The following is a 13,009-nucleotide window of genomic DNA, read 5'->3' as shown; positions in this document are numbered from 1 at the left end:
AAAATATGTTACAACTTAATATTATAACACATAATTTAATTTTTCATTTATTTTTTTGCTAAAATTGCATTATTAATTTTCAATTGAGAGGAAAACAGTGGAACTTAATTATTATGAAATATTAGAAATTTCTCAAAATTCTGATAAAGACACTATTAAAAAAGCTTATAGAAAAATGGCCTTAAAATACCACCCTGATAGAAATCAAGGAGACAAAGAAGCTGAAGAAAAATTTAAACTAGTTAACGAAGCTTATGAAGTATTAAGTAATGATGAAAAAAGAAGCATATATGATAGATACGGAAAAGATGGCTTAAAAGGCCAAGCAGGTGGTTTTGGTGGTTTTGGAGATATTGATTTAGGGGATATTTTTTCAAGCTTTTTTGGAGAAGGCTTTGGATTTGGCAGCTCTAGTCAAAGAAGAGAAAAAAAAGAAAAATACCCACGTGATTTAAAAATAGCCACCAAAATCACATTTAAAGAAGCTGTTTTTGGCTGCAAGAAAAAGATTGATTTTCGTTATAAAACTTTTTGTAAAAGCTGCAATGGAAGTGGTTCTGAAAACGGAAAAGAAGATATTTGTTCATATTGCGGTGGTAAAGGACAAGTAGGCGTTAGACAAGGTTTTATGACTCTAGTTCAAACATGTAATCACTGTCATGGAAATGGAAAAGTCATTAAAGATAAATGTAAAACATGCCATGGAAATGGATATGAAGAAATAAAAGATCAAATCGAGCTTGATATACCTGAAGGCATAGATAATGAAATGAGTCTTAGAGTTCAAAACAAAGCCAATGAACTTCCAAATAGCTCACAAAGAGGAGATTTATATATCAAAATTATTGTTGAAGATGATGAGAGATTTATCAGACATGAAGATGATATTTATACTATCGTTCCTGTGTTTTTCACTCAAGCTGCTTTAGGAAAAACCATAAAAATCTCCACCATAAGAGGAGAAGCAGATCTAAAGCTTCCAGTTGGCGCAAAAGATAAACAAAAATTTGAATTAGCCAATGAAGGGGTTAAAAATATTCACACAGGAAAATTAGGCTCGCACATTGTGCAAATTGATATTAAATTCCCTAAAAATCTCAATGAAGAACAAAAAAACCTTTTATTGCAACTTGAAAAAAGCTTTGGTATAGCCGATGAAGAAGCGTTTATTGAGCAAGAAAGTTTATTTGATAAAATAAAATCTTGGTTTAGCCATTAAGGATAATTTAAAGCCATATTCATGGCTTTAAATATCTCTTCTCTTTGTTGCTTACACTCTAAAAAAAGTTCAAATGCAAACACGCCCTGCCACAAGAGCATATCTGTTCCATCTTTAGTTTGCAAATTCCATTGTCTAGCTAACTCCAAAAAAGGAGTATTTTTACCATAAATTACATCAAAAGCATATTTGGCATTACAAAAAAGATTTTCTAAAATATCTCTTTTGCAAGGCAAAATCATATCATTCAAACCTGCGCTAGTTGTGTTAACAATCAAATCAAATTGAAAGTCAGGTTGTAATTGTTCATATAAATAACAAACACTATGGTTTAGTTTTTCAAATCTACCATCAGAACGATTAACAATTGCTACTTCAATATCTTGTGTTTTTAAAGCATATGCTAATGCTCTGGCTGTACCACCTGCACCCAAAATCAAAGCATTTTTTATATTCTTAAATTCTTCAATCGCTTTTAAAAAACCCAAGTAATCTGTATTGTAAGCATAAATTTTATTATTTTTATTTAAAAGAGTATTAGCAGAACCTATATGCAAAACACTTTTATCTTTAAAATCGGCTATTAAACAAGCCTCTTCTTTAAAAGGAATGGTAATATTAACTCCATCAAAGAATTTTACGACATCTTTTAGTTTGTTTTTTTCTTGGAGGTGATAGCGTGTATAACTTGCACAAAAATTAAGAGTATTTAAGGCATTATTGTGCATTCTAGGGGATTTAGAATGCACAATTGGATCGCCAATAACAGCAAAGATTTTCATTTGATTCTAAAAGTAAATGCACCTTTTGCAACATTAGAACGAATTTTTTCTAATTCAGCTTTTAGTTCGCTTTCTTTATAAGGACCAACTAAAACCTTGGTAAGCTCTTTTCCATTAACCACTGTTTTATAAATTTTGTATTCATAGCCTTTAGATTTTAAAAGATTTAATTCTTTAGATTTCAAATCTAAACTATTCAAAGAAAATACTTGCACGTAAGCACCTGCTGGAAGCTGAGTTTGAATGCTTGGAGTTTGAATGCTTTCAAATAGCTCATTTGCATTGCTACTTTGCTCTGGTGCTTTTGGTTTTTCACTTACACTTGTCTTTGGTTTTTCAATCGGCTTTTGAACTGGATTTTGAGCTACTTTTTCCACTACTTTTTCTTCTTGTTTTTCTTCAACCTTAGCAACTTCTTCTTTTGGCTCAGAATTTGAAATTTGATCCAATACGCTATTGTTTGTTGTTGGAATTTCTTGTTTTATCTCTTCAGTAGTATTAGTGTCAACCAAAGCACTTTCTTCTTTTAATTTTCTAGCCAAAGCCTCAAATTCATCTTCTTCTTTAGCGCTATCAGTAATTGGTAGAGAATTAAAATTATTTTCATAAGAAGATTGCTCTTGTGGCTCTGGTGGCATTTGCAACGCTTTTTCTTCACCTGGATCATTGATTAACTTCATTACAATCATCACAACCAAAAAGACAATAATCAAAATAATAGATCGAAGTAAAATCTTCTTTAATTTCTCACTTTTGTTGCTCTTTTGCAAAATAATATCATCAAATTCATTTTTGTTGTTTTCTTCCATTTTCTACATCCTTTCAAAATTACATATGTTTAGACCAAGAAGCACCACGCTCTTTTTGATAAACCTCATAAGGTAAAGTAAGAATATTAAATTCTTTAGGTATATCCAAGCTAGGAAAAACCTTCCATTCAACTGGCATTTTTTGAGAAAAAAGCAAAGATAATTTTGACCCCAAAGAACATGCCTCATTAAAAGTAGTATGACCCTTATGAATATACAAATGCAAATGGTTATTGCTCTTTGTTTTATAAGCAGTAAAATTAATAAAACCCTCTTCTCTTAAAACTAGTTGAGCTCTATGCCAAAAACGTTCAGCATTAAAGCCATTATAATCAAATACTATGTTTTCAACCTTATCAAAACTATTGATCAACGAGTGTGCAACAATAATCTTTTTCTCCATGTGCTCTTGTATCACATTCGCAGTTAAGGGTGCATTTATTTTTTCAAATTTATCAAAAAATATTCTACCCTTGTGTTCGTATTTGTTTACTATAGTATTGCGTTTAATGTAATAATGGCTTGTAACCATTTTAATTAAAGCTAAATCCATTGTTGTAATCAAAATAAAGCCCTTTCATAAATAATAAAATTACTTGCTAAATCTTTTAATTTAGTCTTAATTTCATCTTGTAATTTTGTATTTTGTATATCATCTAAAATATCTGCTATATAATTTGCAACAATGCTAATTTGCTCTTCCTTAAAACCTCTTGCAGTTAAAGCCGCGGTTCCAAGTCTTAATCCACTTGTTACAAACGGGCTTCTAGTTTCTCCCGGTACAGTATTTTTATTTGCTGTAATTCCAGCTCTTTCTAAAGCCAAATCCGCATCTTTACCACTAAATTCTTTATTTAAAAAACTCAACAAGATTAAGTGATTATCTGTGCCACCGCTAACTAGATCGTATTTTCTGTCTATTAATACTTGTGCTAGTGTTGCTGTATTTTTAATGATTTGTTTTGCATATAATTTCCACTCATCACTTAGGTTATATTTAAATCCGACCGCTTTAGCAGCAATTACATGCATTAAAGGTCCACCTTGAATACCGGGAAAAATCGCTGAATTGATTTTTTTTGCAATTTCTTCATCATTGCACATTATAATCCCACCTCTTGGGCCTCTTAGAGTTTTATGGGTTGTTGAACTTACAACATGCGCATGAGGAAAAGGACTAGGATGCTCACCCGCAACAACCAAACCAGCAATATGTGCGATATCAGCAAACAAATACGCACCAACCTCATCTGCAATTTCTCTAAATTTAGCAAAATCAATTATTCTAGGATAAGCACTAGCACCACAAACAATTAGCTTTGGCTTAACTTCTTTTGCTATTTCTCTAACCTTATCATAATCAATTCTTCCATCAAGCTCCACTCCATAGAAATGACTTTCATAAATTTTACCTGAAGAACTTACCTTTGAACCATGAGTTAAATGTCCGCCATGACTTAGATCCATACCCAAAATTCTATCGCCTGGATTTAACAGTGCCATATAAACACCTTGATTAGCTTGTGATCCTGAATTTGGTTGTACATTAGCAAAATTACAATTAAAAAGTTTTTTACATCTTTCTATAGCAATTGTTTCTATTTCATCTACAAATTCACATCCACCATAATATCTTTTACCAGGATAACCTTCTGCATATTTATTAGTAAGAATACTTCCCATTACCTCCATCACTTCTGGTATGGTAAAGTTTTCACTTGCTATCATTTCAAGACCATCGCATTGTCTTGTTAATTCTTTTTGGGTTAAATCAAAAATTTCTTTATCAAAATTTTCTAACATTTACTCTCCTTTTGCTTCGTTTTTAAGTGGTCTCATTGCTGGAAAAAGGACAACATCACGAATTGATTTTTTATTAATCAAAAGCATAATAAGTCTATCTATCCCTATACCCTCGCCTGCAGTTGGTGCCATAGCATAGCCTAATGCGTTAACAAAATCCTCATCCATCTCACAAGCTTCTTCATCGCCTGCATTTTTAGCTTCGATTTGCTTTAAAAATCTCTCATACTGATCAAGAGGATCGTTTAATTCATTAAAGCCATTTGCAATTTCCCTGCCCGCAATAAAAAGCTCAAATCTCTCTGCAATTTCTGCATCTTTATCACTTCTTCTTGATAAAGGACTAATTGATATTGGAAAATCTACTACAAAAGTAGGATCAATTAATTTATCTTCTACATAGTGATCAAAAAGCTCAGCTTGCAAATGACCTAGCTCTAATTTTTCATTTACTTCAAAACCATCTCTTTGAAGTTTTTCTAAAATTTTAGCCTTATCATGAATCAACTCATCATCCAAACCACCATATTTTTTTAGAGCATCTTTATAGGTAATTCTCTCAAAAGGTTTAGAAAAATCGATTATTTTTTCATCAAATTCAAGCTTTTTATCTAGTCCTAACTTATCCAAAAGCATAGCAAATAACTCTTCCGTTAAATCCATGAGATCGTGATAATTATGATATGCCCAATAAAATTCTATTGTTGTAAATTCAGGATTATGTGTTAAATCCATACCTTCATTTCTAAAACATCTATTAATCTCATAAACTGCTTCAAAACCACCTACAATCAAACGTTTTAAATAAAGCTCAGGAGCAATTCTTAAAAATCTTTCTACGCCCAAAGCATTATGATAAGTTACAAAAGGTTTAGCATTTGCACCACCTGCAATAGGATGCATCATCGGAGTTTCGACTTCTAAAAATCCTTTAGATTCAAAAAAAGCTCTTATATAAGAAACGATTTTAGAACGCAAAATAAAATCTTTTCTTACCTCACTATTCATAATCATATCAAGATATCTTTTTCTATATCTTTGCTCAATATCTGTCAATCCGTGATACTTCTCTGGAAGTGGAACTATAGCTTTTGTTGCTATTTGAATTTCTTTCACGTGAAGACTAAATTCTCCAGTTTTAGTCATAAAAGGAAAACCTTTAACTAAAACAATATCTCCTACTTCAAGATATTTTTTTAAAATACCAAAATACTCTTCTCCTAAAATATTTTGATTAAAATAAATTTGCAAATTATCTTGCTCATCTTCAATATTGGCAAATACAGATTTTCCAGCTATTCTGAGAAGTTTTAATCTTCCAGCTACAATACCATATGAATTTTCATCTCTTTGATTTTCCATATCCTTAATATAAGTAAATTTATTTTTATACTCACTTATATTCATCTCTTTTTTTAAAAAATGCGGATATGGATTTATCCCTAACTCTTTTAACTCATGTGCTTTTTGAATTTTTTGTTGCTCTAAAATATTGTCAAACATCGACCTACCTCTACTTTTTACTACACTGCGGACACAAACCATAAAGCTGCATCAAATGCCCTGTTAATTTGAAATTATATTCTTTTGCTATTAACATTTGTTGTTGTTCGATAATTGAATTTTCAAATTCCACTATCTCACCACAACTTTTGCAAATTAAATGATCATGGTGTGGTTTATTGGCAAGTTCAAATTTTTTACCTGAAGCTCCAAAAGATATCGAAGTAGCCATACCCGATTCTTCTAGTAAATTTAATGTTCTATACACCGTAGCAATACCTACGTTTAATTCTGGGTTTTTTTGTTTTATCTCCACATATAAGCTTTCAGGGGTATAATGCACATCACTATTGTATAAAGTTTTTAAAAGAACTTCTCTTTGTTTAGTATACTTTAAGCCATTATCCTTAAGTGTTTTTTTAAAACGCTCTAGCAATACATCATATTCTATATTTTCAATTTGCATTATCCATTCTCCGAATTTAAACTTAAGTTAGAATCTTTGATTTTTTCTTCAATTTTTTCCAAACCATTTTGAGTAAATTCCGTATTCATAATATATTCACCGGTTTTTCTAAGCAAATCTAAAGTATGGCTATTATTTGTATATTTTTCTAGGCTCGAATTTAAAAATTCTATATTGCTTACACAAGCTACTAAAATAGCAAAAATCAAAAATATCTTAGCACTACCAAACAAAAAACCACCGATACGATCAATAAATCCAAGTCCACTCATGCTAAACATTTTCGATAAGATATTTCCCAAAGCCATACAAACTATCCAAATACAAACAAGTAATACTAAAAAACCAGCAAAAATCGCAAGATTTTCATTTTGAATTGAATAAAAATTATTATTGATAATTTCTGCTACTTCTTTAGCATATCTTGAAGCAAGTAAAACACCACCAACTATCCCTAATAAACCAAAAATCTCTTTAAATAAACCACTTACTAAGCCTTTTAAGCCCAAAACCGCAGTTAATCCCAATACAAAAACATCAAACCATGAAAAATTTTCCATACTCTCTTAAACTCCAAATATTTATTCAATTATCTTAGGTACAACAAAAAATCCATCTTGGGAATTTGGAGCATGTTTGCTTACTGAATCAATCACATCAGATTTTTCACTTTCATCACTTCTAAAAGGCGTGCCACCATTGGTGGTACTTGTCATTGCTTCTATATTGGAAAGATCTAGTTCGTCTAATTTTTCAACAAAATTAACAATCTGACTTAGTTGCTCTTCCAGCTCTTGTCTTTTTTCATCTGCTATTTTTAAAGCACTTAGTTTCTCTAGCTTTGTTAATAAATTATCATCAATTTGCATGATTTACCTTAATTTTTAAAATGATCTTCTAAAAACTCTTTTTTAGATAGAAAATTATAACATAAAATCATTTATTTTTTCATTTTTATATGTTACAATTATAGACTTTAAACACTAGGTGGTATTTTACTATATAATCATAAAGGAAAAATATGGCTTTAAAAGATAATTTAAAAGCAGTTCAACAAGAATTAAGCTCTCAAGAACAAATGATGGAAAATTTCATTAAGTCAGAACGTTTTATAAGAAAATACAAATACTATTTTATCACTTTTATTGTTTTGCTAATTGTTTATTTTGGTGGAAGTTATATTTATCATATCAACCAAGAAAAAAATATAAAAGAAAGCAATCTTATTTTTAGCAGTTTGCAAAAAAACCCATCAGATCAAAAGCTTTTAGAGGAATTAAAACAAAAAAATTTAAACCTTTATACTATTTTTTTAATGAGCCAAAACAGTCATGATCTCAATCAAACCACCGCTTTTGATATTGATCCTTTGTTAAAACAAATTGTTTTAGCACAAAATAATCAAAAATCAGACTTTTTAAAAGACTATAATATCTTACTAAAAGGCTTTGAATTTTTAAAAAATAATGATTTTAAAAATGCAGATCTTGAATTTAATAAAATACCAGTAAATTCGCCATTATGGCAAGTTATCACTAGCTTAAAACACTATCAAGGAATAAAATGAAACACATTTATTTGTTTATCATAACACTCGTTTTTTTAAGCGCATGTGGTACAAAAAGAGAATACTATCAACCTACACAGGTAGATCCACTTCCAAATAGCGCAAAAAACATCAATGGTAAAATTACAAGTTTTAATAACAATATCGCACAATTAAATAACAATGCTTTTATAAACACAACAGGAAATATTATTGACTTTAAATTAGATAAAAACTACCACATCTTAAATGCATATCAAGATGAAATTCTTATAGCAGATGATAATGGAAATTTTAAAATTTTAAATCTAAAAGGCGAAGAGTTATATTTTTATAAATTTAATGAAAGTGTTGTTAGTGCAAGTTTAGATGGTGATGATATCGCTTTGGTTTTAGCAAGCAATAGCTTGGTTTATGCAAACAAAAATCTTGGTATAAAAATGCTACAAAATTTAGGAACTGCTTACGCTCAAGATAGTCGTTATGCTAATCCTTATTTCTTAAATACCATTATTATCTATCCTATGCTAAATGGTAAACTTGCTATAGTAAACAAAAGCAGTTTAAAAGTAAGCAAAGAAATCATGGTAAGTAGTGAAGAGTTTTTTAACAACATCATTTATCTTCATGTTAAAAACGACACAATGATTGCAGCAACTGCAAAAAAAATCATCGTTGTAACCCCTACTAATAGAACCGTATATCTTAACGAGGACATCAAAGAAGTAAACGCTAATGATAGAGAAATTTTTATACTCACCAAAGATGGAAGAATTATCAAAAATGATTATAATCTTAGAAAAATTAATGAGGTAAAATTTCAGTTTGCTTTATTTTCAAAAAGCACATTGCATCATGACTTTTTATATATCTTTGAAAAAACAGGATATTTAATCCGCTTAAATACTGATTTAAAAAACTATTCTGTATACAAATTAAGCGATGCAGTAGATCAAAAAAGCTTTATGAGTCATGACAAATTTTTCTATAATAACAAAGTTTTACAGTTAAATTAAAATGAACCAAGAACTTAGTAATATTCTTATCAGTTGCGGCTTAATTTTAAAAAATACCAAAAGCATAGATCTTTCTAGCTTTAGCAAAAAGAAAAAAATACTATGCTTATACGGGGAAAACACAAAAAAAGAATACTGCTTGGTTTTGTTTTCTTTTGTCAAAAGTAAAATTCTTGCAAAAGATAGCTTAGAATATGAAAGAATTATCAAGCAAATCAGTACCCATCTAGATCTTAACTTTAAAAATTCTTTTATCTTTCATCAAGCCTTAATCTGCTCCAAAGCAAAAGCATATCTAAATAACCAAGGAATCAAAACCCATGCTTTTGTGTGATATTGGAAATACAACCGCGAGTTTTTTAAATGAACAAAAATTCCATTCTATGAGTATTGAACAATTTTTACAATACGAACCAACACAAAAGGTATTTTATATCAATGTTAATCCTAACTTAGAAGAAAGATTAAAACGCAATCCTTTATTTGTCAACCTTGCACCATATTTTAATTTCGATACAATTTATGACAACCTAGGTGTTGATAGAATAGCAGCTTGCTATACCATAGAAGATGGCGTAGTGGTTGATGCAGGATCAGCCATAACAGTAGATATTGTTTCTAACTCCATTCATTTAGGTGGTTTTATTTTACCCGGAATTGAAAACTATAAAAAATCTTTTGCAAATATTTCATCACGTTTAAAATACGAACTTAACACCCAAATCAATTTCGACGCCTTCCCACAAAGAACTGTTGATGCATTAAGTTACGGTGTTTTCAAAAGTATTTATTTACTCATTAAAGACAGTGCTTATGATAAAAAACTATACTTCACAGGTGGCGATGGACAATTTCTGGCAAATTTTTTTGACTATGCTATTTATGATAAATTTTTAATTTTTAGAGGTATGAAAAAAGCCGTTTGTGAAAATTTTAAACTATAAAATTTATTTCTCTTAATAACTCCACAAATTATAAGCTTTATTTAAACTCAAAACAATTATATTTTGATATCATTAGCAAAATCAAACACACAAAAGGAATAAACAACAATGGATCAAAAACATTTTGATACCGTGGTAATTGGCGGTGGGATTTCTGGTGCTGCAGCATTTTATGAGCTAGCAAGATATACAAATATACAAAACATTGCTTTATTGGAAAAATATAATAGCGCTGCGACCCTAAACAGTTGTGGTACAAGCAATTCACAAACTATCCACTGTGGCGATATAGAAACAAACTATACTTTAGAAAAAGCAAAAAAAGTCAAAAAAACAGCTGATATGATTGTAAAGTACGGGCTTTTACAAAATGCTCAAAACAAATTTATGCACTCACATCAAAAATTAGCATTAGCAGTAGGTGATACAGAATGTGAGTACATGAAAAATAGATACGAAGAATTTAAAGAACTATATCCTTATATTAAATTTTACAACAAAGACGAAATCAAACAAATAGAACCTAATGTTGTTTTAGGTGAAGATGGTGTTAATGATAGAACAGATAATGTTGTAGCTATGGGTGTAGAAGCAGGAGAAATTTACACCACTGTTGACTTTGGCCTCATGAGTCAAAGCTTAATAGAACAAGCTCACAAACAAGGCAAAAACACACATGTTGCTTATAATCAAGAAGTTGTTTTTATAGAAAAAAAAGATGATATTTTTTATATCAAAACAAAAGATTTTAAAGAATATAGTGCAAAATCTATCATAGTCAACGCAGGTGCGCATTCTTTATTTTTAGCACATAAAATGGGTATAGGTTTAGACAAATCTTGCTTTCCTGTTGCAGGAAGTTTCTATATGACAAAAAGAAAAATCCTAAATGGTAAAGTCTATATGGTACAAAACCCAAAACTACCTTTTGCTGCTTTACATGGAGATCCTGACTTACTTGCAGATATGAATACGCGCTTTGGCCCTACCGCTTTAGTTATTCCTATGTTGGAAAGATATCATGGTTTTAAATCTTTACCTGAATTTTTCAAAACACTTAACCTTGATATGAATGTAGTTAAAATTTGCTTTAATCTTTTTAAAGACTCTACCATTAGAAACTACATTCTTTATAATTATTTATTTGAAATTCCTTATATCAACAAAAAACTTTTTGTTAAAGATGCCAAAAAAATTGTTCCTAGTTTGAAAACTGATGATATTTATTATGCTAAAAAATTTGGTGGGGTTCGTCCACAAGTACTTGATAAAAAAGCAGGCGAGCTAATGCTTGGTGAAGCAAGTATCACAGAGATTCCAGGTATAATCTTCAATATGACTCCAAGTCCAGGTGCTACAAGTTGTCTTGGGAATGGCTATAGAGATGCAAAACTTATCTGTCAATACCTAGGTACAAATTTTAATGAGGATTTATTTGCTAGCGAACTACTATAAAAAGGATTAAAAATGCTAAAAAAGACAAAAATTGTTGCAACGATTGGACCAGCAAGCGAAAATGAAACTACTGTTAGACAAATGATCATTAATGGTGTAAATGTCTTTCGTTTAAATTTCTCACATGGTAGCCATGAGTATCATAGTCAAAATTTAGCCACTATTAGAAAAGTCGCAGCTGAATTAAACGCAAGAATTGGAATTTTACAAGATATAAGTGGTCCAAAAATCAGAACTTTAAAAATTCCAGAACCTTTTGAATTAAAAAACGGCGATCGATTAGACTTTTACAAAGATACATTTGATGGTGAAAAATTTTCTAATGAACATTATAGAGTATGCATTAATCACCCAGAAATTCTCTCTATGTTAAAGGTTGGAGAATACATTTACCTTTGTGATGGCTCTATTAAAACCAAAGTAGTACAAGTTGAAAAAGATTTTATCCAAACCCAAGTAGAAAATAGCGGAATACTTAGCTCAAACAAAGGAATCAATTTTCCTAACACAAAAATCAATATCGATATTATCACACAAAAAGACAAAGATGATCTAGCTTGGGGTATTAAAAATGATGTTGATTTTCTAGCTATTTCTTTTGTGCAAAATGCCCATGATATTGATGAAGTAAAAAAAATTCTTGATGAAAATAATGCTAAAATTGCTATTTTTGCAAAAATAGAAAAATTCGATGCAGTTGAAAATATCGATGAAATTATAAGCTGCAGTGATGGTATTATGGTTGCAAGAGGTGATTTGGGTATAGAGGTTCCTTATTATAGAGTACCAAATATACAAAAACTCATCATAAAAAAAGCCAACGAAGCTAACAAACCAGTCATCACTGCCACACAAATGCTCTTCTCGCTTGCAAAATCTAAAACAGCAACTAGAGCTGAAATTTCAGATGTGGCAAATGCGGTACTTGATGGCACCGATGCAGTTATGCTTAGCGAAGAAAGTGCTGTTGGTATTGATCCTGCCAATGCAGTAGATATCATGACTCAAACTATCATCGAAACTGAAAAAAACTATCCTTATGAAAAATTTGAAAATTTCAAATGCTTTAATGAAACAGATATCATCGCAAAATCAAGCACTCAATTAGCAACTGATTTAAATGCTAATGCAATTTTCACCATAACAAGCAGTGGTGCTTCTGCCATTAAAACTGCGAGATATCGTCCAAAAATGGACATTATAGCTATTACACATTCTAAAAAAACTTTAAATTTCTTAAGTATAGTTTGGGGTGTACAACCTGCTATTTTAATAGAAAAACATGAGAATTTAACAGAACTTTTAAGCAACTCAGTAAAACTTGGAGTTGAAAAAGGTTTGATGAAAAGAGATGGTGTTTATACCCTTACAGCAGGTTTTCCTATAGGTGTAGCAGGAAGTACGAATTTAATTAGAATTTTACAAAAAGATCAAATCGAGTATTATTTAAGTTTGGGTAAATAACC

At 30.4% G+C, this 13,009-nt stretch carries 15 protein-coding genes; 7 read left to right on the top strand and 8 right to left on the bottom strand.

Annotated elements, in window-relative coordinates:
* The first annotated feature begins 97 nt into the window (after positions 1-97).
* The gene (gene dnaJ / locus A0083_RS02640; protein WP_120760759.1) at positions 98-1,219 is read left to right on the top strand and encodes a molecular chaperone DnaJ; all 1,122 of its coding nucleotides are present in this window, start codon (positions 98-100) and stop codon (positions 1,217-1,219) included.
* Here dnaJ and A0083_RS02635 read toward each other — a convergent pair.
* The 8 genes from A0083_RS02635 to gatC are packed head-to-tail and all read right to left on the bottom strand — an operon-like array spanning position 1,216 to position 7,451.
* Entirely contained in the window at positions 1,216-2,001 is a 786-nt protein-coding gene (locus tag A0083_RS02635) for a shikimate dehydrogenase (protein ID WP_197553976.1), read from the bottom strand. The two genes, dnaJ and A0083_RS02635, sit on opposite strands and share 4 nt — an antisense overlap.
* The gene (locus A0083_RS02630) at positions 1,998-2,810 is read right to left on the bottom strand and encodes an SPOR domain-containing protein (RefSeq protein WP_120760761.1); all 813 of its coding nucleotides are present in this window, start codon (positions 2,808-2,810) and stop codon (positions 1,998-2,000) included. The genes A0083_RS02635 and A0083_RS02630 overlap by 4 nt, the downstream gene beginning before the upstream one ends.
* A gap of 19 nt (positions 2,811-2,829) precedes the next feature.
* On the bottom strand, positions 2,830-3,375 hold the full coding sequence (locus tag A0083_RS02625; RefSeq protein WP_120760762.1) for a DUF1882 domain-containing protein: 546 nt from the start codon (positions 3,373-3,375) through the stop codon (positions 2,830-2,832).
* Positions 3,372-4,613: a serine hydroxymethyltransferase gene (locus A0083_RS02620; RefSeq protein WP_120760763.1), complete on the bottom strand. Its 1,242-nt coding sequence runs from the start codon at positions 4,611-4,613 to the stop codon at positions 3,372-3,374. The genes A0083_RS02625 and A0083_RS02620 overlap by 4 nt, the downstream gene beginning before the upstream one ends.
* On the bottom strand, positions 4,614-6,116 hold the full coding sequence (gene lysS, locus A0083_RS02615) for a lysine--tRNA ligase (protein WP_197553973.1): 1,503 nt from the start codon (positions 6,114-6,116) through the stop codon (positions 4,614-4,616).
* 10 nt (positions 6,117-6,126) lie between these two features.
* Positions 6,127-6,582 carry a Fur family transcriptional regulator gene (locus A0083_RS02610; RefSeq protein ID WP_120760765.1) on the bottom strand — a complete coding sequence of 152 codons (456 nt, stop codon included), beginning with the start codon at positions 6,580-6,582 and terminating at the stop codon, positions 6,127-6,129.
* Positions 6,582-7,142, bottom strand: a complete 561-nt coding sequence (locus A0083_RS02605) for a CvpA family protein (protein ID WP_120760766.1) — start codon at positions 7,140-7,142, stop codon at positions 6,582-6,584. Before A0083_RS02605 ends, A0083_RS02610 begins: the two co-directional genes overlap by 1 nt.
* Before the next feature lie 21 nt (positions 7,143-7,163).
* Positions 7,164-7,451 carry an Asp-tRNA(Asn)/Glu-tRNA(Gln) amidotransferase subunit GatC gene (gatC, locus tag A0083_RS02600; RefSeq protein WP_120760767.1) on the bottom strand — a complete coding sequence of 96 codons (288 nt, stop codon included), beginning with the start codon at positions 7,449-7,451 and terminating at the stop codon, positions 7,164-7,166.
* 152 nt (positions 7,452-7,603) lie between these two features.
* Here gatC and A0083_RS02595 point away from each other — a divergent pair, with 152 nt between their 5' ends.
* The 6 genes from A0083_RS02595 (at position 7,604) to pyk (ending at position 13,007) form a co-directional block, all read left to right on the top strand.
* Complete coding sequence (locus A0083_RS02595; RefSeq protein WP_197553970.1) at positions 7,604-8,149, top strand: hypothetical protein; 546 nt, start codon at positions 7,604-7,606, stop codon at positions 8,147-8,149.
* Positions 8,146-9,144 (top strand): hypothetical protein, encoded by a 999-nt coding sequence (locus A0083_RS02590; protein WP_197553967.1) that lies wholly within the window; start codon positions 8,146-8,148, stop codon positions 9,142-9,144. Before A0083_RS02595 ends, A0083_RS02590 begins: the two co-directional genes overlap by 4 nt.
* Position 9,145: 1 nt before the next feature.
* Entirely contained in the window at positions 9,146-9,478 is a 333-nt protein-coding gene (locus A0083_RS02585; protein WP_120760770.1) for a hypothetical protein, read from the top strand.
* Positions 9,465-10,088 (top strand): type III pantothenate kinase, encoded by a 624-nt coding sequence (locus A0083_RS02580; RefSeq protein WP_120760771.1) that lies wholly within the window; start codon positions 9,465-9,467, stop codon positions 10,086-10,088. The genes A0083_RS02585 and A0083_RS02580 overlap by 14 nt, the downstream gene beginning before the upstream one ends.
* A gap of 108 nt (positions 10,089-10,196) precedes the next feature.
* Positions 10,197-11,543: an FAD-dependent oxidoreductase gene (locus tag A0083_RS02575; protein WP_197553964.1), complete on the top strand. Its 1,347-nt coding sequence runs from the start codon at positions 10,197-10,199 to the stop codon at positions 11,541-11,543.
* Between the two features lie 12 nt (positions 11,544-11,555).
* The gene (gene pyk, locus A0083_RS02570) at positions 11,556-13,007 is read left to right on the top strand and encodes a pyruvate kinase (RefSeq protein ID WP_197553961.1); all 1,452 of its coding nucleotides are present in this window, start codon (positions 11,556-11,558) and stop codon (positions 13,005-13,007) included.
* Positions 13,008-13,009 lie beyond the last annotated feature (2 nt).

The organism is Campylobacter sp. 2014D-0216 (assembly GCF_014931215.1).
GTDB lineage: Bacteria > Campylobacterota > Campylobacteria > Campylobacterales > Campylobacteraceae > Campylobacter_D.
This window is presented reverse-complemented; position numbering and strand designations above follow the sequence as displayed.